Below are 18,999 nucleotides of genomic sequence, written 5' to 3'. Positions count from 1 at the left end.
TTATTTTTAAGGTTTTACAGAATGTCAGATTTAATTTGGTTCAACGGCAAAATTATTCCACAAGAACAAGCAACTACTCACGTACTTAGTCATGCACTGCATTATGGTAGCTCAGTATTTGAAGGTGTACGCGCATACGAAACGCCAAATGGTCCAGCCATTTTCCGTTTGCAAGATCACACCAAGCGTTTATTTGATTCAGCAAAAATTTACCGTATGCAAATCCCTTACACAGCTGATGAAATTAATGAAGCGTGTAAAGCAGCAGTACGTGAAAACGGTTTAAAAAATGCGTACCTACGTCCGTTTGCGTTTTTAGGCAATGTGGGATTAGGCGTAAATCCTAAATCACATAAAGCAGACGTTGCCGTTGCCGCAATGGAATGGGGTACGTATTTAGGTGACGGCGCATTAGAAGCGGGCGTTGATGCGTGTGTTTCATCATGGAACCGTTTAGCACCTAATACCATGCCAACAGCAGCAAAAGCAGGTGGTAACTATTTGTCATCGCAGCTAATTTCAGGTGAAGCAAAACGTAATGGTTACGTTGAAGGTATCGCACTTGATGTAAATGGCTATCTTAGTGAAGGTGCTGGCGAAAACCTATTTATTGTTAAAAACGGGGTGATTTATACGCCTCCAACAACCGCTGCAATTCTGCCGGGTTTAACACGCGATACCATGATGTATCTTGCGAAAAAAGCGGGCTTTGAAGTACGTGAAGAATCAATCTCGCGAGAAGCGCTTTACCTTGCAGATGAGTTCTTTATGACAGGCACAGCAGCAGAAGTAACACCAGTGCGTAGCGTAGACCAAATTGAAATTGGTACAGGTAAGCGCGGTGAAATCACCGAGCAATTACAACAAGCGTATTTTGATTTAGTGAAAGGCCAAACAGAAGATGAAAATGGCTGGTTAACACTAATCAACGAATAATAGAAAAACACGACATATTTATTGGGAATGAGGAATGGGGCAGAGCCCTAAAATGAGGTAAACCATGGCAAAATTAAGAAGTGCAACAACAACTGAAGGTCGTAAACGTGCTGGTGCTCGTGCACTCTGGCGTGCAACAGGGATGACAGATAAAGACTTTGGTAAACCCATTGTTGCTGTAGTGAACTCATATACCCAGTTTGTACCGGGTCATGTTCACTTAAATCAACTAAGTGAAATGATGGCTGAAACCATTCGTGATGCAGGCGGTGTTCCGCGCGAATTTAATACTATTGCGATTGATGATGGTATCGCTATGGGTCATGGCGGTATGCTGTATTCATTGCCTTCACGTGACCTAATTGCAGACTCTGTTGAATACATGGTTAATGCTCACTGTGCGGATGCCATGGTGTGTATTTCAAACTGCGACAAAATCACCCCAGGAATGTTGTTAGCTGCACTTCGTTTAAATATTCCAGTGATTTTTGTATCAGGTGGACCAATGGAAGCGGGTAAAACGCGCCTTGCTGAAATTGATATCAAGCTTGATTTAGTTGATGCCATGGTAAAAGGTGCCGATCCATCGGTAAGTGATGAAGATTCAGACCAAGTTGAGCGTAGCGCCTGCCCAACTTGTGGCTCGTGCTCAGGTATGTTTACTGCAAACTCAATGAACTGTTTATTAGAAGCGCTTGGTTTAGCGCTGCCTGGTAACGGTACAACATTAGCAACACACAAAGACCGCAAACAACTCTATGTGGAAGCAGGTCGCCGTATTGTCGATTTATGTCGCAGTTATTATCGCGATGAAGACGATTCAGTATTACCGCGTAATATTGCCGATCGCAGTGCGTTTATGAATGCTATGACACTCGATATTGCAATGGGTGGTTCATCAAATACCGTGTTACATATCATCGGCGCAGCGCAAGAAGCGGGCGTTGATTTTGATATGACCCATATTGATCAGCTGTCACGTCAAACACCTTTCTTATGTAAAGTAGCACCAGCAACACCTGAATATCATATTGAAGATGTGCACCGCGCTGGTGGCATCATGGGTATTCTTAACGAGCTTGGTAAAGCAGGCAAGTTAGAACTAAATGCAGGCCATGTGGCTGGTGGCACCTTAGGCGAATTAATTGAAAAGTGGGATGCAACCAATTCTGACAATAGCGCTGCGCAAAAATTCTATAAAGCGGGCCCTGCAGGTATTCGCACCACTAAAGCAATGAGCCAAGAAACGCGTTGGCCTGAACTTGACTTAGACCGTGAAAATGGTTGTATTCGCAGTGTTGAACATGCGTTTAGTCAAGATGGTGGTTTAGCGGTACTTTACGGCAACCTTGCGCCAGACGGTTGTATCGTTAAAACTGCCGGTGTTGCAGACGGTATGTTGGTATTTAAGGGCACAGCGAAAGTATTCGAATCCCAAGATGACGCAGTTGACGGCATCTTAGGTGGTCAAATCGAAAAAGGGGATGTGGTTATCATCCGCTACGAAGGGCCAAAAGGCGGCCCTGGTATGCAAGAAATGTTGTATCCAACAAGTTACCTAAAATCAATGGGATTAGATAAAGATTGTGCCCTATTAACGGATGGTCGTTTCTCGGGTGGTACCTCGGGTTTATCAATTGGTCACGCATCGCCTGAAGCTGCTAGCCAAGGTGCAATCGCGTTAGTTGAAAACGGCGATGAAATCGTCATTGATATCACCAAGCGCAGCATTGATATGATTGTTAGCGATGAAGAACTTGCCGCGCGTCATGAAAAGCAATTAGCGCGCGGTAAAGATGCCTATAAACCAGTGGATCGTATACGCAGTGTAACGCCTGCATTAAAAGCCTATGCATTATTGGCAACCAGTGCGGATAAAGGCGCGGTACGTGACCTTAAAAAGTTAGAGGAGCTCAGTTAATGGTCTCCCAAGAGCTCGACTATTTTCGCGCTATTATCCAAGCCAACATGGAGCCCTTGGCAAAAGTAACTGAGGTCAGCCCGGTTACTAACCTTGAGCAGAAACTTGGCAATCATATTTGGTTAAAGCGCGAAGATCAGCAGCCGGTATATTCGTTTAAATTACGCGGTGCGTATAACAAATTAAAGCAGTTACCAAAAGGCTCGCAAGTAGTTACCGCATCGGCAGGTAACCATGCTCAGGGTGTGGCGCTTAGTGCCAGTCACCTTGGTCATACAGCACGCATTGTAATGCCAGTGACGACACCGGAAATCAAAGTAAATGCGGTGCGCAATCTGGGTGGCGAAGTTATTTTACATGGCCATCATTTTGATGCGGCGAATAGCTATGCATTAGAAATTGCTGAAAAAGAAGGCGCGGTGTTTGTACCACCGTTTGATGATAAAGATGTGATCATCGGGCAAGGTACCATTGCGCGCGAACTGATGCAGCAGTTGCCATTACTTGATGCGGTGTTTATTCCGGTAGGCGGCGGTGGCTTATTGGCAGGTATGTCGATTTACTTAAAATCACTGCGCCCAGATATAAAAGTGATTGGTGTTGAAGCTGAAGATAGTGCCTGTTTAAAAGCTGCAATGGATGCAGGTGAACCCGTGGAGCTTGAGCGCGTAGGCAGTTTTGCTGATGGTGTTGCAGTTAAAATAATTGGTAAAGAAACCTTTCGCTTAGCACAAAAATACTGTGATGAAGTCATTACCGTTTCGAGTGATGAAATTTGCGCCGCGATGCAGGACATTTTTGTCTCAACCCGCGCTGTCGCTGAACCATCTGGCGGTTTATCACTCGCAGGGCTTAAAAAGTGGGTAGCACAAACGGGTTCAAAAGGTAAAAACCTTGCGGCAATTTTATCAGGTGCAAACCTTAATTTTGATAGATTACGTTATGTGGCAGAGCGTACTGCGCTAGGTGAGCATAACGAAGCACTTTTAGCGGTAACTATTAAAGAAGAGAAAGGCAGTTTTAAAAGTTTCTGTAAGGCACTAAATGGTCGCTCAATTACGGAATTTAATTACCGTTACACAGGTCCAGGCGATGCTGAAATTTTTGTTGGTGTTGGCTTGCGTAATGGTGAAGCAGAACTGGTGAGCTTAAAACAAGAGTTGACTGAAAAAGGCTATGCTTTTGTTGATATGACCAATAACGAGCTTGCTAAATTGCATGTGCGTTATATGGTTGGCGGTAAACCGGGTGAGCAGCTATCAGAGCGCTTGTTCCGTTTTGAGTTTCCTGAATACCCAGGAGCGCTTGAGCGTTTTCTTGATACCTTAGGTGCAAATTGGAACATCAGCTTGTTTCACTATCGCAATCATGGTGCCGCAACCGGAAATGTATTGGCTGCATTTGAAGTGCCTGAACAAGATAACGCTGCCTTTAGTGAGCACTTACAACGTTTAGCTTATGCTTATCAAGAAGAAACAAACAATCCGTGCTATTTGCAGTTTTTGTCGAGTAAAGCACAAAAGCTCGCGCAGGTAGCAAATAGCTAACGTAAACAACTTACCTAAATGCCCCAATTATTGGGGTATTTTCTATTCTGAACATCACAGCAAGATTTGCTATCATAGCGCTATTCAAATTTAGCTTGTGTTGAAGATGTCTCACACCGCACTTTTTACCGCAATCGATACGCTATTAACTAAAACACAAGCCTATTGGCAATGTGTTGCGTTTGCATCGCGCGAAATACCTTGGCCGCATTTAACGGAAATCCTGCTGGCGTTATCTGACGATGATGTTGAAAAACTTGAAAGCAATCAAGTTGAGTTGCAACGTTACTTGGCAAATCTTATTCCTGAATTAGCTAATGTTGAAAGCTTATTGCAATTGCCAAGCGCAAATAAGCAAACAGCTGAATTTCCGTTTTGGCTTACAAACGGCATAAAAGGCAGCAAAATTGCGCAATTAGAAAGTTTTGTGATGCAAACCGCAGAGCAAAACTTACCCCTGCTGGAGTGGTGTGCAGGAAAAGGGCATTTAGGTCGGTTATATCATTTTGCTCACAAAGTGCCGGTACAGAGCGTAGAAATACAGCCTCAACTGGTGGCGCAGGGGCAGCAGTTGGCACAGCAATTTGGTTTAGATATTAAACTGGCTGAATTGGATGTTTTATCTGAACGTGCGGCAGATTATTTACAGCAAGAACAACATGCAGTGGCACTTCATGCCTGTGGCGGGTTACACCAAGCACTAATTAAACATGGTGTTGCCAAAGGCACTAAATTAATGAGTATTTCACCGTGTTGTTATCACTTATTTCAGCAATCTGAGCAGTATGAAGCTATGAGCAATATTGCTAAGCAGTCTCAGGTTGCCTTTACTGCCAGTGATTTAAAACTTGCGCTGCAAGAAACAGTTACTTCAGGCAAGCGCATTTCACGTTTACGCGAAACTGAAACCGTATGGCGCTTAGCATTTGATTGTTTGCTTGATGATGTACTTGAAAAAGATAGCTACCTTCCGGTGCCGTCCGCCAAAAAAGCGTTGTTCACCGGTGAATTTAGCTATTTTTGTACGTGGGCTGCCAAGCAAAAAAACATCACTTTACCAGCACAAATAGATTACGCAGCTTATTTAGCGCAAGGCAAATTACGACGTCAAATTACGCAGCGCATAGAATTAGTACGCCATGGTTTTAGGCGTTTGATTGAGCTTTGGTTAGTACTTGATCGCGTTTTATATTTGGAGCAATTTGGCTACCGCGTTACACTCAGTGAGTTTTGTGAAAAGCAAATCACACCAAGGAATATTCTAATTCAGGCAAAAGCCTAAACACTATCAGGAACGCAAACACTGATGAATAAATTAGCGCATCTTTTTGTCAAGAATCGCTCGTGGGCAAAAGAAACAACGGATCGGGATCCTGAGTTTTTTAAGATTCTTTCAATGCAACAAAACCCCGAATATTTATGGATCGGCTGTGCCGACTCCCGTGTACCCGCTAATGAGATAGTTGGTTTATTACCAGGCGAATTGTTTGTTCATAGAAATGTGGCAAATATGGTAGTACATACCGACCATAACTGCTTGTCTGTACTACAATATGCAGTAGAGGTGTTAAAAGTTAAGCACATTATGGTTGTAGGGCACTACGGCTGTGGTGGCGTAAAAGCAGCTCTTGACGGCATTCGACTTGGTTTAATCGATAATTGGCTAAGACATGTTGTCGATGCGCGCGATAAGTATGAGACTCAACTTAGTAATTCTGTTAGTGAACAGCAAAAGTTTGATCGCTTATGTGAAATAAACGTCATTGAGCAAGTGAAGAATGTGTGCCAAACAAATATCGTGATGGATGCGTGGGAAAGAGGGCAAGCATTAGAAGTCCATGGCTGGATTTATGGGTTGGCCGATGGCCATATTAGAGATTTAGAAACCAGCATTAATGGGGCGAACGATGTGGCAAAAATTTATAACAATGCCGTTCAAGGTGTGTTTAGTCGTTAGTGCGTATTTTGCGTTAACAGCTAATAATGCCTATGCCGAGCAAGTTGTACCACAAACGACAGAACAAAAAATAACACTGCGTTTTGCAGTGCCGCATTTTCCACCGTACATTTATTTAAATGAAAATAAAAAGCTTGCAGGGCAAGGTATTGTGCGTGTAACGCAAGTACTTAACAACTTGGAAGTGAACTACGAGTTTGAACTTGTTGCAAATTACGGTGTGGCGCTGCGTGAAATGCGAAGTGGCAACGTTGATGGTTTTTTCTTAGCGACGCAAAACCGTTTTCGCGACCGTATTGCACAAATTAGCGATGCGGTACTCATTAATAATTGGAGCTGGTTTTATAAAACATCTAATGTAATTGATGTGAAACACAGTGGATTTCGCGAACAAGCAAAAATAGGTACTATTTTAAACACCAATACGCAGGTTTGGCTGCAAGATAATAATTATCCTATAGCAACTCTAAGTAATGATGTGGATACGCTAGTTGAAATGCTGTTGGCTGACCGACTAGATGCGGTGTTTTTATCGGAAAGTGTGTTTGTTCATGCATTATCGAAACGTTCGCAAAACCTTGATAATATAGCAAGCATTATTGAAGCAAGCAGAAATTTCTCTGTTTACTTTTCAAATAATTTTTTAGTAGAGCACCGCTGGTTTTTAGACGCATTCAACAGCGAGTTAGCAAAACTAAAAGCACAGGAAAAAGAAGCGCTTTAGCTTCTTTTTTATTCTGCGTCTTTATCGGCAAGCTTTGCTTCTAGCTCGTTCACACGTTGCTCTAAAATCGCCAATTTCTCACGTGTTCTTAATAATACTTGGCTTTGTACTTCAAAATCTTCACGGCTAACAAAATCCATTTCACTTAATTTATTTTGAATAGCTTGTTTTGTTTTGCCTTCCAATGTATCTGCTAAGTTTTTAACACCTTGTGGCATGTTTTCAGTAATTTGCTTGGCAATTTCTTCAAGTTTCGCTGGGTTAATCATAGTCAAATTCTAGTAATAAAAACTGTGTTTAGTTTAACCCATCGGGGCTTGCAGGCAAAGACAATCCTTGCGCCTGACATAGCTGCATTTTAAAATCCCTTTCTTTGTTGTATTAATGCAAGCGATTTTAATGAAACTCAATCCTAAACAAGATGAAGCGGTTAAATATATCAGTGGTCCATGCCTAGTGCTGGCAGGCGCTGGCTCAGGTAAAACCCGTGTAATCACAAATAAAATTGCCTACTTAGTGCAAAAGTGCGAATACAAGGCACGCAATATTGCGGCGGTAACCTTTACCAATAAAGCAGCAAAAGAAATGCGTGAGCGTGTGGCACAAACACTGGGTAAGCAAGAAGCGAAAGGGTTATGGGTTTCTACGTTTCACACGCTTGGCTTGGAAATTGTTAAAAAAGAGCTGGATGCACTGGGATATAAACCTGGTTTTTCATTATTTGACGATCAAGACAGCAACAAACTCTTGGCTGATTTAACAGAACCCGAATTAAAAGGCGATAAAGACTTACTTAATCTGTTAAAAATGCAGATTTCGAATTGGAAAAATGACCTGATTTTGCCACAGCAGGCCATTGCAGAAGCCAGAGAGCAACAAAAAGTTCAGTTTGCTCAACTTTATGCGCGTTTTCAAAATCAATTACGCGCTTATAACGCGCTAGATTTTGATGATTTAATTATGATCCCAACTTTGCTGCTAAGCGCTAAGCCAGAGGTGCGTGAACGCTGGCAAAATCGCTTTCGTTATTTGTTGGTGGATGAATATCAAGATACCAACACCAGCCAATACCAATTAGTTAAACTGTTAGTGGGCGAGCGAGCGCGCTTTACAGTTGTAGGCGATGATGACCAAAGTATCTATTCTTGGCGCGGGGCAAAACCACAAAACCTAGTGCTGTTGAGTAAAGACTTTCCCGGATTACGTTTAATTAAACTTGAGCAAAATTATCGTAGTGCGGGGCGTATTCTTAAATCTGCCAACATTCTGATTGCTAATAACCCGCACGTGTTTGATAAAAAGTTATTTAGTGAATTAGCTTATGGCGAACAGATTAAAGTTATTGCGACAAAAGATGAAGAGCATGAAGCTGAGAGAGTGGTTGCTGAGATTATTTCGCATAAATTTATGAAGCGCACCAGCTATAAAGATTACGCAATTTTGTATCGTGGTAATCACCAAGCAAGGGTATTTGAAAAAGCCTTAATGGGAAGCCATATTCCGTACAAAATTAGCGGCGGTATGTCGTTTTTCTCACGTGCAGAAATTAAAGACATTATGGCGTATTTAAGGTTGTTGGTGAATCAAGATGACGATAACGCCTTTTTACGTATCGTAAATACACCACGCCGTGAAATTGGTCCTATCACACTTGAGAAATTAGGATCGCTGGCGAATGAAAAGCACATTAGTTTGTTTGCTGCGTGTTTTGAACCTGAATTATCATCGCGCTTAGCTGGGCGTGGTTATAATGCGTTAATGGGTTTTGCCCGTTGGGTGGTTGAGCTTTCTGACCGAGCAACCCGCGGAGACACCCTTGAAGCCGTAAAAGACATGGTGCGCGAGATTAATTACGAAGATTACTTGTATGAGACTTCAACCAGCGCTAAAGCTGCTGAAATGCGTATGAAGAACGTGTCGGAACTGTACCGATGGATCACCGATATGTTAGTTGGCAGCAGTGATAACCCGCCGCTGACCTTACCTGAGGTTGTGATGAAGCTAACACTGCGCGACATGCTTGAACGCAATGAAGAAGAAGACGAGTCAGACGCGGTGCAATTACTGACATTACACGCATCGAAAGGCTTGGAATATCCTTATGTGTTTATGGTGGGCATGGAAGAGGGATTGTTACCACACCAAACCAGCATTGATGAAGATAATGTTGAAGAAGAAAGGCGTTTGGCTTACGTAGGCATTACTCGTGCGCAGCAAGAGTTGATTTTAACCTATGCAAAAGAGCGCAGAATGTTTGGTGAAACGGCAACGCCAGAGTTAAGTCGTTTTGTTGCTGAAATGCCACAAGATGATCTTGCTTACGAAATGCGAAAACAACCGCAAAACCAACAACAACGTATGGAAAAAGGCCAAGCGCGAGTTGCTAATTTACGCGCCATGTTAAAGAAATAACGTTTACTTTTTATTGGTTTTACTGAGCAGTGATTGGCTTTTATCTAACTGCGATAGCTGCTCAGAACCTTGCGCCAGTGGGCTTAAGAATAAATTGATACCAAGTATTTTGAGTGCCGACTGAAAATTCACTATGGCAGGTCCGGTAGCGATAATTTCACACTTACTGCCTTTTGTAAGTGCAAGTAAGGCTGCAAGCTGTTGCTGTGCTACTTTCTCTGTGACTAATTTACGACAAAAATTTAGCTCTAACTGCATAAAATCAAACTCCACGCAGGTTAGCTTTGCAAGATCGATTTGCTGACGAGCAACGTCAATAACACCTATTTTGAATCCCAATTTTTTGAGTTTTACTAGATTATCAATTTGGGTCGTCGACATTTCAGCAAGGTTACTGTCGTTAATTAACCAGCAAATATTATTTGCTGACTTACTTAGTTCTTTGTAAAAACGATCAAATTCACGTGCCAAAATACTGGTATGCAGTTGCAAAAACACCGTACCATTTTGCACAACATGAGGAAGAATTTGATTTAATAAGTAATCGCAGTAATCAATTGCTGCATGCTGTTCTTGTAATAAGTGAGCAAGGGCTATTGTTGCACCTGATTCCAGTGTTAGCTGTGGATTGTAAAAAGTTGCGACACTGTGATCTTTATGCAGATCAATCACATTTGATTTAGCAAAACTCAGTTGCCCTGCGTTAATTTCGGTCGGGCGAATCAGGCTACTTCTTGGCTCTAGATGTTCTGCACTGAGCTCAATGGTACCTTTACCTGATTTCTTCGCTTGATACATAGCACTGTCTGCGTCACGAATAATTTGGTCTGTGCTGGTATAGGCTTTGTTGCTGTATGCAATGCCAATGCTTGCCCCACTTTTAATGCACAATTCATTAATACAAAAAGGCTTTTTCATTAATTTAATTATTCGCTTAGCGATAAGCTCTGCTTCGTCTATGTGCTGTAAATGGGTTAATAGAATAACAAATTCATCACCACCAAAACGTGCCAGTAAATCATGCTCTCGAATACAAGTAGAAAACTCATTAGCAGTCGATTTTAAAAATTTATCGCCAGCGTGATGACCGAGTGTGTCGTTGATGTCTTTAAAATTATCGAGATCGATAAACATCACAGCAAAGCCATGCGATTTATCTCGCTTGTGTCGTTGCAGGGTTTTATCTAATTGAGAAATAAACAAGCTTCGGTTTGCTAAGCCTGTTAAATTATCATGGTGGGCATCGTGAAATAACTGACGCTCAATTTTCTTACGCTCTTCAATTTGCAATTGCAAATGAATATTGGCTTGTTGTAATTCAGCGGTTTTTTCTTTTACTCGTTGCTCTAATTGATTATCTGCCAAGTGTTTTACGATTACATTGGAAATTTGCTCTGAGACAAATGAGATAAGCTCAATATCAGATTGTTTGTAGCTGTATTCGTGATTAAACGCCTGACAAGCCAATACACCAATTACTTGTTGACGGTGATAAAGCGGCACGCCAATCCAAGAAGTCGGTAAAGGAGAGTTATTAAATTTAGCGGGCAGCTCAACATGACCTTTTGCTACCTCATTTAATATTCGGTTTTGGTCAAACAATTCCGTTTTACCTGTGCGAATAACAAATTCAGTTAGCCCCTTAGAGAAGGTACGAGGTTGATAATCAACAGACATTTCATCCACTGCGTAGGGACAGCTGATCATATTTTCGCTGTGATCATAAAGCGCGATAAACAGGTTTTTAGCGAATACTTCTTCGTTAACAATATTGTGAACTCGCTCAAAGAAGTCTTGGTTATTAAGGCTTTTTGTCGCTAGCTTAGAAATCGCGTACAAAATATTTTGTTTGCGAATAGTATCTTGGTTTCGAGCAATTTCGCGGCTTAACTGTTCCGTGCGCTCAGCAACTTGTTGCGCCATATACTGGCGTTTTTTAACACGCTCAACCGCGGTACTAAAATAGAATGCGACGGTTTCAAATAGTGCTATTTGGCTATCATCAAACGGCTGATTTACATTATAGCTTTGTGTTGCCATAACACCGATCACGCGACCATCGTGATGGATTGGCACACCTAACCAGTATTCACAGGGCGTGCCCATAACACGGCATACACCTTTAATTTCGCAATCGGCAATTTGTTCTTTATTAAATAGTTTGGTTTTACCGGTTTTAAATACGAGGCCAGTAAGCGAATTATCGAGCATGCCAGTTTGTTGCGCTTGAATGGGTAAATGAATGCCATCGATCTCGTCGACAAAATAAGTAAGTTCGAGTTCGCCAATATCAGGGTTGAATAACACCACATAAAAGTTTCTACATGGAAGGCTGCTCTCTAAAATTTGCTGAATAGCGGGGTAGAGCAAGGTAAGTTCTGATACTTTACTTGCTTGTTCGGATAGTTGTAATAACGCAGTTTGTGTTTGCAAAGAGGTTTGATATTTCTTTACTAAACTTTTTAAGCGCTTTATTTTTCTTTGCTGTGAGCCGTTATCGGCATAAGCATCTTCCATTGCTATTTCTTATTATTAGGTAGAATTTATAGCAGTGTGAACCCAACCGAACCACACAGTTAATCACTGCCTATTTTTTAACCTTATTTTTCCATTTTTCGTTTTAAATAGCAATCTTGTCGATGAAATTGCGTTAAATTATAACTCATTGATAAATTTGAGTTTTTAAATAAATCGAATATTCTTTTTTATTCTAACTTGTGTTTCCTTAGTTATATAAATGTTAACCAATAAAAAAGCCGCTTTGTTAAGCGGCTCTTTTAAAATGCGTTTTATGTTTATTGACCTTTTGCCATAAACTCGATTGCATCTTTAATTTCATCATCAGAACAGTTCATACATGTACCGCGAGGAGGCATTGCATTGAAACCATTAATTGCATGCTGCATTAGTACATCCATGCCTTTCGCCATGCGAGTATCCCAGTCAGCTTTTGTCTTTGGCGCGCCTAGAGCACCTGTACCGTGACAACCAAAACAACTTGCTTGATACACTTGTTGGCCAGTACGTGGACCTGTTGGCTCAGCAACAACTGGTTCTGCACCTGCTAAATAAACAGAGCCAACTGGAGCGATACGTTTTTTAATTGCTTCTTCAGTTAACGAGTTATCAAAAGGTGCTGCAACTGCGACAGTTGCACTCATCATTAGTAATGCTGCTGTTAATTTTTTCATTTTTTACTTGCTCACAAATTGAGGTGATCAATCACAATAGACGGAAATTAGCACAATTATAACGTTTGCTGCGAATTTATAAAATGGTTAGTTATGGCTATTTAGTCGTAAAATATGAAAAAGTTGCGCTAGCGCAACTTTTTCTTTTGTTACAGGGTTAGCTCATTTTTACTAATTGTGCGATGGCTTTTTCAATACCGCTCGCCGCTTCGCGAATATTTGTCGCTAACATATAAGCTGGTGTGCTGATTACTTTTGCACTTTCGTCGACAATAATATCGTTTACCGCACAGTTTTGGTGTGCTGCGCCTAATGCGTTAACGCCATTTGCTGTATCTAGGTCATTGCCAATGGTTGCAAGTGTGCCTGCGGCGTACACTTGTGGAATAATTGTCGGTGCAATACAAATATAGGCTGCCGGTTTTTTCGCATCAGCAAATGCACGACACGCATTGGCAACGTCTTCATTGATCTCGCAATCAGCGCCTTTTAATGCGAAATCACACAAATTTTTCGCAGCGCCAAAACCACCAGGTAAAGCCAGTGCATCAAACTCCGAAATGTTGAGCTCTTTAAGATCCTTGATCTCACCTCGAGCGATACGCGCAGATTCGACTAGTACGTTGCGTTTCTCTGACATTTCCTCGCCAGTGATATGATTAATTACATGGTGTTGATCTATATTGGGTGCGAAACATTGGTAACTTGCACCCTGCAGTTCAATATTTAACAGCGTTAATACTGCCTCATGAATTTCAGCGCCATCAAATACCCCACAGCCACTTAAAATCACTGCTATCTTCTTCATATATCTATTCCATATCTCAAGATTGGTTAAGCATTATATTCTAGCTATAAAGAAACGATGTAAATAAAAAAAAATTATAAAAAGATCGCTAGGATCTTTGATCTTTTATTGGTAGAGTAACTGCCCTGCTAAAGATTAGGATGTTCCTTGCCAAGCTTTAAGGATAAAAAGTTTAGCAGTTTCCACATCTTGGAAAATTAATAATAATAACAATACGCTAGTAAATTAGCCTTGTTAACTCATTGTATATTAAACAAAAAATCAGATTCTCCATTTGTTTTTTCAAATTCGGGGAAGGCACTGTTACATCTTTACTAACAAACTTATCCACAGGTTACAACCAATTGGTCTGAGGAATATTTCAACAATTCGTTTACTGCTTGCACTGCACTGATTATTTCTGTTGTTTATATAGCTGAATTCTCGTTTTCTTATCGGGGATATGGCATGCTATCGGCAATTTATGTTTAATCGTTTTAAGGCGAGTGCTAATGGCTCAGATCCCTGAAAATCCGTTAATCTTGGTTGATGGTTCATCATACTTATTCCGTGCTTACCATGCTCCACCACATCTAACTAACTCAAAGGGTGAGGCTACCGGTGCTATCTATGGTGTAATTAATATGCTTAAGAGTTTGGTTAAGCAGTATTCGCCAAGTCATATGGTGGTGATCTTTGACGCTAAAGGTCCAACTTTTCGCAATGATATGTATTCTGAATACAAGGCAAACCGCCCACCGATGCCTGATGATTTGCGCACTCAAATTGAGCCTATTCACAATATTATTAAGGCAATGGGTTTACCGCTTATTAGCATTCCGGGTGTTGAAGCCGATGATGTAATTGGCACATTAGCGAAACGCGCGTCAGAACAAAAACGTCATGTACTTATTAGTACTGGCGATAAAGATATGGCGCAGTTAGTTGATGAGCATGTAACACTTATCAACACCATGACTAATACGATTATGGATCCTGCTGGAGTTGTCGATAAATTTGGTATTGGTCCTGAGTTAATCATCGATTATCTCGCATTAATGGGCGATAAAGTCGATAACATTCCGGGTGTGCCAGGTGTGGGCGAAAAAACGGCTCTTGCAATGCTGCAAGGACTCGGTTCTATTGATTCACTTTACGATAACTTAGACAAAATCGCAGATCTTGGTTTCCGTGGTTCAAAAACCATGTCGAAGAAACTAGAAGATAATAAAGAACAGCTTCAGCTTTCTTATGAGCTTGCAACGATTAAGTTGGATGTAGAGGTTGAGCAAAACTTGGATTCTTTCGAAGTTGCGGCGCCAAATACTGATGAATTGATCAAGCTTTATGGCGAGTGTGAATTTAAGCGTTGGTTAAGCGAATTACTTGATGGTGACACTGCACCTGCTGCGGAAGTTGAAGTGGCAACTAAACCCATTGAAACAAATTACGAAACTATACTAACTGAAGCACAGCTAGATAGCTGGGTTGCTAAACTCCAAGCGGCAGATCTTTTCGCGTTTGATACCGAAACCACCAGTCTTGATTACATGCAAGCTGATCTAGTCGGTATGAGCTTTGCGGTAACAGAAGCACAAGCAGCTTATTTACCGCTTAAACATGATTATTTAGGTGCGCCAGCACAACTAAGTCATGAGCTAGTATTTGCTAAACTTGCGCCAATTTTAGCTGATGAAAATAAAGCGAAAGTAGGACAAAACCTTAAGTACGATAAGAGCGTATTAGCGCGAGCGGGTATTCAACTTAATGGTATTCGTTTTGATACCATGCTTGAGTCTTACGTACTTAACAGTGTAGGTACTCGTCATGATATGGATTCACTTGCGCTAAAATATCTCGGCCATAAAAACATTAGTTTTGAAAAAATTGCAGGTAAAGGCAAAGCGCAGCTAACCTTCAGTCAAATTGAGCTAGAAAAAGCGGCACCGTATGCGGCGGAAGATGCCGATATTACCCTGCGTTTACATAATACGCTTTGGCCAATGTTAGAAAAAGAGCCAGAGCTAGTGGATGTTTTCAATTCAATCGAATTGCCATTGGTAAATGTGTTATCAGATATGGAACGTACCGGTGTTCATATTGATAGCCAAATGTTGGCACAGCAAAGTGTTGAAATTGCAGCGCGCCTTGAAGAGCTGGAAAAAGAAGCGTATGAGATTGCAGGAGAGGAGTTTAACCTAAGCTCAACCAAGCAATTACAAGGTATTCTGTTTGAAAAACTGGGCTTACCAGTATTAAAGAAAACACCAAAAGGCGCGCCGTCGACAGCGGAGGAAGTGCTGCAAGAACTTGCGCATGATTACCCGTTGCCTAAGTTGATTATTGAGCACCGTGGTTTAGCTAAGCTCAAATCAACGTATACTGATAAACTACCTAAAATGGTAGATGAAGTAACACAGCGTGTACATACTTCGTATCATCAAGCGGTTACCGCAACAGGTCGCTTAAGTTCAAGCGATCCTAACTTACAGAATATTCCAATTCGTAATGAAGCAGGTCGCCGAATTCGTCAGGCTTTTGTTGCGGCTCCTGGCAAATTAATAATGGCAGCTGACTACAGTCAAATAGAACTGCGTATTATGGCGCATTTATCGCAAGATAACGGCCTATTAAGTGCATTTGCTGAAGGTAAAGACGTTCACAGCGCAACGGCTGCGGAAGTATTTGGTGTACCACTTGAAACCGTAACATCTGATATGCGCCGTAAAGCTAAGGCTGTAAACTTCGGTCTAATTTACGGCATGAGCGCATTTGGCTTGTCACGACAATTAGATATCCCGCGTAATGAAGCACAACATTATATGGATACTTATTTTGAACGTTTCCCTGGTGTACTTGAGTATATGGAACGCACGCGTGAAGATGCTGCTGAAAAAGGTTACGTGAGTACCTTATTTGGTCGTCGTTTATATTTGCCAGATATTAAAGCGCGTAATGGTGCGCGTCGTAAAGCAGCTGAACGAGCGGCAATTAACGCGCCAATGCAGGGTACTGCTGCAGATATTATTAAGCGCGCAATGATCAATGTAGCTGGTTGGCTGAAAACGCAGTCGTCAGATGATATTGAAATGATCATGCAAGTTCACGATGAATTGGTGTTTGAAATTAACGCAGATAAAGTGAACGAATTTAGCGATAAAATTTGTTTATTGATGAGTGAAGCAGCTCAGTTGGACGTACCATTATTAGTGGAAGCTGATTCAGGTGACAACTGGGAGCAAGCTCACTAGTTTGCGCATAAATTAACAACAATTTTAAGTAGCCAATATTTAATGTTGGCTATTTTTTTATGTTAAATTTAAGTTTGCTGAATTTTAGTGCAGATTGTTACATTTCTTTGCAATTTGTCGCGATATAACTTTATTTTGCAAATCTGCTTTGTTAAAGTGCGCGCCGTCCTATAAGGACATCCTGTTGATGATGTATCTCTTACGGGGTACAGCGTTTTAATAGCTTCTCCCCAGATTGCTATACCCGGTTGGTTTTTACCAACCGGTTTTTTCTCAAACGTTTTATTGTTGCTCGTCTGACTCTTGTTCTACAGCTTCAATTTCACCTAAGTACCAAACATCTAATGTTTTTGCCAATTCAGGTAAACCAATGCCTTTTAACGATGAAAATGCGTGAACAGTAATTTTGTCGCTGAGTTCTTTTAACTCGCGGCGAACTTTTAGCACTTCACTTTTACGCTTACCTTGTTTTAGTTTGTCGGCTTTAGTAAGTAGCGCAAGAATCTCTAAGTCACTTTCAACGGCCCAGTTAATAAGGTCCATATCAAGCTCTTTTAATGGATGACGAATATCCATTAAGACCACAATACCTTTTAAACTTTCACGCTTTTGCAGGTATTCACCCAGTGATTTCTGCCACTTCTTTTTCATTTCAAGTGGTACTTTGGCAAAACCATAACCGGGTAAGTCGATGATGCGCATATCTTCACCCAGCGAGAAGGTGTTGATTAGCTGCGTACGACCTGGTGTTTTACTTGTGCGCGCAAGTTTTTGATCGGTTAACGTGTTTAGCGCACTTGATTTACCCGCATTAGAACGACCTGCAAACGCAACTTCAACACCCGAGTCAGCAGGCAGTTTAGTGATGTCTGGTGCACTTGTAATAAAGCTCGCTTTTGAATATTGAACCCGTGACTTTAGCAAGGTTAGCTCCTTAAAACGCTATCTTAAGATTAAAGGCGAATCCCTATTTTCAGAGATTTTTGCTACACTGCCTTTAACATATCTTTTATTTCTGGGCGCGTATTTTATACTAACAATAGCCAAATAAGTAATGCTTTGTCTTTTTTAATGGGCATATTTAACCTTGAGAAAGATCAAAGAAATGCGCCTTTACGGAGTTTTTTAGTAAAAACCCCTATATTTTATATGTTTTATCAAGGCACAAGAGGTGTCAGATAAAATTTAATCGTGTAGAATATGACTACTTTAGCTGGTATTCATTCCTGCTTGTCAGGTTTTAACAGGGTCGAAACAGAGAAATAGCATGAAAAAAATAGCTTTATCTTTAATGATGGTTGCTGGTGCGTTCAGCGTCAATCAAGCTGCTGCTTTTGAGGGCGATATAGAAGCTGGTAAAACAAAAGCTGCGACATGTGTTGCTTGTCACGGTGTAGATGGAAACAAACCTCTTCCTAATCACCCTAAACTTGCAGGTCAGCACGCTCAATACTTATTTAAGCAATTAAAAGAGTTTAAATTAGGTATGACATCAGGCGGTGCAGAAGGTCGTATGGACCCTGTAATGAGTGGTATGGCTATGCCACTATCAGAGCAAGATATGCGCGATATCGCGGCTTACTTTTCAAGTCTTAATATGGAACCAGGTAGTACACCAGAAGAGGTGGTTGAGCTAGGTGGTAAACTATACAAAGCAGGTGATGCGGAACGTGGTATTCCGGCATGTGCAGCATGTCACGGTCCTCGTGGTAACGGTACATCATTAGCGGGCTTCCCGAAAGTATCATTCCAAAATGCTGATTATGTAAAAGCGCAACTTGAGAAATTCCGCTCCGGTGATCGCAATAATGACCTAAATGGTATGATGCGCGATTTAGCGACAAAACTAACAGATAAGGACATTGAACTACTTTCTAAGTACGTTTCAGGTCTTCATTAATAACACTTACTCTTATAAGTGATGAAAAAAGCAGCGCAAGCTGCTTTTTTTATACCTTAGTCTGTGAGATATATCTCACATTAAGGGTGGGATAATGACCAATGTTAACTGTAAGTTAATTCGCTATTTTGTCTCTGGTTATGGTTTAAGTGTCTGTTTTTTATTGTTAACATGATTTTTAAAGAAATCTTTTTTTATTTATTTTAGTTAAATTAGTTGTAACAAATTTATTAACAAGTAAATTATTCACCTGTCGCAAGGGACAAAAAAAATAACAGGGAAAGCAGTAAAATACGGAAGTGCAGCGACAATTATGTGCGTAGGGGAAAGTAACCATAGGTTACAAATGGACTGCTAAGAAAGCGTCAGGAAG

Annotated in this window: 14 protein-coding genes; 9 read left to right on the top strand and 5 right to left on the bottom strand. The window is 41.1% G+C overall.

The features are described from left to right. The first annotated feature begins 21 nt into the window (after window positions 1-21). The 6 genes from AN214_RS01465 (at window position 22) to AN214_RS01440 (ending at window position 7,085) form a co-directional block, all read left to right on the top strand. Window positions 22-936 (top strand): branched-chain amino acid transaminase, encoded by a 915-nt coding sequence (locus tag AN214_RS01465; protein WP_010561633.1) that lies wholly within the window; start codon window positions 22-24, stop codon window positions 934-936. 64 nt (window positions 937-1,000) lie between these two features. Continuing rightward, window positions 1,001-2,857 carry a dihydroxy-acid dehydratase gene (gene ilvD, locus AN214_RS01460; RefSeq protein WP_054978114.1) on the top strand — a complete coding sequence of 619 codons (1,857 nt, stop codon included), beginning with the start codon at window positions 1,001-1,003 and terminating at the stop codon, window positions 2,855-2,857. Continuing rightward, window positions 2,857-4,404 (top strand): threonine ammonia-lyase, biosynthetic, encoded by a 1,548-nt coding sequence (gene ilvA, locus AN214_RS01455; RefSeq protein ID WP_054978113.1) that lies wholly within the window; start codon window positions 2,857-2,859, stop codon window positions 4,402-4,404. Before ilvD ends, ilvA begins: the two co-directional genes overlap by 1 nt. Window positions 4,405-4,510: 106 nt before the next feature. Continuing rightward, on the top strand, window positions 4,511-5,686 hold the full coding sequence (locus AN214_RS01450) for a methyltransferase (protein WP_054978112.1): 1,176 nt from the start codon (window positions 4,511-4,513) through the stop codon (window positions 5,684-5,686). Window positions 5,687-5,710: 24 nt separating this feature from the next. Then, a complete protein-coding gene (gene can, locus AN214_RS01445) occupies window positions 5,711-6,361 on the top strand; it encodes a carbonate dehydratase (RefSeq protein ID WP_054978111.1) in 651 nt (216 codons plus the stop codon). Then, entirely contained in the window at window positions 6,312-7,085 is a 774-nt protein-coding gene (locus tag AN214_RS01440; RefSeq protein WP_054978110.1) for an ABC transporter substrate-binding protein, read from the top strand. Before can ends, AN214_RS01440 begins: the two co-directional genes overlap by 50 nt. An 8-nt stretch (window positions 7,086-7,093) precedes the next feature. Here AN214_RS01440 and ubiK read toward each other — a convergent pair whose 3' ends face one another. Continuing rightward, window positions 7,094-7,354: a ubiquinone biosynthesis accessory factor UbiK gene (ubiK, locus tag AN214_RS01435; protein ID WP_010561639.1), complete on the bottom strand. Its 261-nt coding sequence runs from the start codon at window positions 7,352-7,354 to the stop codon at window positions 7,094-7,096. Window positions 7,355-7,484: 130 nt separating this feature from the next. Here ubiK and rep point away from each other — a divergent pair, with 130 nt between their 5' ends. Further along, complete coding sequence (gene rep / locus AN214_RS01430; RefSeq protein ID WP_010561640.1) at window positions 7,485-9,497, top strand: DNA helicase Rep; 2,013 nt, start codon at window positions 7,485-7,487, stop codon at window positions 9,495-9,497. A 3-nt stretch (window positions 9,498-9,500) separates the two neighbouring features. On the opposite strand, the gene AN214_RS01425 is transcribed toward rep, so the two are convergent. From AN214_RS01425 to elbB, 3 genes are all read right to left on the bottom strand, one after another. Beyond that, window positions 9,501-12,014, bottom strand: coding sequence for a diguanylate cyclase domain-containing protein (locus AN214_RS01425; RefSeq protein ID WP_054978109.1), 2,514 nt, complete (start codon window positions 12,012-12,014; stop codon window positions 9,501-9,503). A 278-nt stretch (window positions 12,015-12,292) separates the two neighbouring features. Then, window positions 12,293-12,688: a cytochrome c5 family protein gene (locus tag AN214_RS01420; protein WP_010561642.1), complete on the bottom strand. Its 396-nt coding sequence runs from the start codon at window positions 12,686-12,688 to the stop codon at window positions 12,293-12,295. A 157-nt stretch (window positions 12,689-12,845) separates the two neighbouring features. Continuing rightward, window positions 12,846-13,496 carry an isoprenoid biosynthesis glyoxalase ElbB gene (gene elbB, locus AN214_RS01415; protein WP_054978108.1) on the bottom strand — a complete coding sequence of 217 codons (651 nt, stop codon included), beginning with the start codon at window positions 13,494-13,496 and terminating at the stop codon, window positions 12,846-12,848. 491 nt (window positions 13,497-13,987) lie between these two features. On the opposite strand from elbB, the gene polA reads away from it, so the two are divergent. Beyond that, a complete protein-coding gene (gene polA / locus AN214_RS01410) occupies window positions 13,988-16,726 on the top strand; it encodes a DNA polymerase I (protein ID WP_054978107.1) in 2,739 nt (912 codons plus the stop codon). Between the two features lie 282 nt (window positions 16,727-17,008). Here polA and yihA read toward each other — a convergent pair whose 3' ends face one another. After that, the gene (gene yihA / locus AN214_RS01405) at window positions 17,009-17,650 is read right to left on the bottom strand and encodes a ribosome biogenesis GTP-binding protein YihA/YsxC (protein WP_054978106.1); all 642 of its coding nucleotides are present in this window, start codon (window positions 17,648-17,650) and stop codon (window positions 17,009-17,011) included. 343 nt (window positions 17,651-17,993) lie between these two features. Between yihA and AN214_RS01400 the strand changes: the two genes are divergently transcribed. Continuing rightward, window positions 17,994-18,626, top strand: a complete 633-nt coding sequence (locus tag AN214_RS01400; protein WP_054978105.1) for a cytochrome c — start codon at window positions 17,994-17,996, stop codon at window positions 18,624-18,626. Window positions 18,627-18,999 lie beyond the last annotated feature (373 nt).

Origin of the sequence: Pseudoalteromonas sp. P1-9 (assembly GCF_001399975.1) — a bacterium.
Lineage (GTDB): Bacteria > Pseudomonadota > Gammaproteobacteria > Enterobacterales > Alteromonadaceae > Pseudoalteromonas.
Note: the sequence above shows the minus strand (reverse complement) of the source record. Positions and strands in the feature narration are given on the sequence as shown.

Bases quoted from the DNA above. Each gene is read 5' to 3' on its own strand.
- AN214_RS01465 (WP_010561633.1), top strand. From the start codon at position 22: ATGTCAGATTTAATTTGGTTCAACGGCAAAATTATTCCACAAGAACAA.
- ilvD (WP_054978114.1), top strand. From the start codon at position 1,001: ATGGCAAAATTAAGAAGTGCAACAACAACTGAAGGTCGTAAACGTGCT.
- ilvA (WP_054978113.1), top strand. From the start codon at position 2,857: ATGGTCTCCCAAGAGCTCGACTATTTTCGCGCTATTATCCAAGCCAAC.
- AN214_RS01450 (WP_054978112.1), top strand. From the start codon at position 4,511: ATGTCTCACACCGCACTTTTTACCGCAATCGATACGCTATTAACTAAA.
- can (WP_054978111.1), top strand. From the start codon at position 5,711: ATGAATAAATTAGCGCATCTTTTTGTCAAGAATCGCTCGTGGGCAAAA.
- AN214_RS01440 (WP_054978110.1), top strand. From the start codon at position 6,312: ATGTGGCAAAAATTTATAACAATGCCGTTCAAGGTGTGTTTAGTCGTT.
- ubiK (WP_010561639.1), bottom strand. From the start codon at position 7,354: ATGATTAACCCAGCGAAACTTGAAGAAATTGCCAAGCAAATTACTGAA.
- rep (WP_010561640.1), top strand. From the start codon at position 7,485: ATGAAACTCAATCCTAAACAAGATGAAGCGGTTAAATATATCAGTGGT.
- AN214_RS01425 (WP_054978109.1), bottom strand. From the start codon at position 12,014: ATGGAAGATGCTTATGCCGATAACGGCTCACAGCAAAGAAAAATAAAG.
- AN214_RS01420 (WP_010561642.1), bottom strand. From the start codon at position 12,688: ATGAAAAAATTAACAGCAGCATTACTAATGATGAGTGCAACTGTCGCA.
- elbB (WP_054978108.1), bottom strand. From the start codon at position 13,496: ATGAAGAAGATAGCAGTGATTTTAAGTGGCTGTGGGGTATTTGATGGC.
- polA (WP_054978107.1), top strand. From the start codon at position 13,988: ATGGCTCAGATCCCTGAAAATCCGTTAATCTTGGTTGATGGTTCATCA.
- AN214_RS01400 (WP_054978105.1), top strand. From the start codon at position 17,994: ATGAAAAAAATAGCTTTATCTTTAATGATGGTTGCTGGTGCGTTCAGC.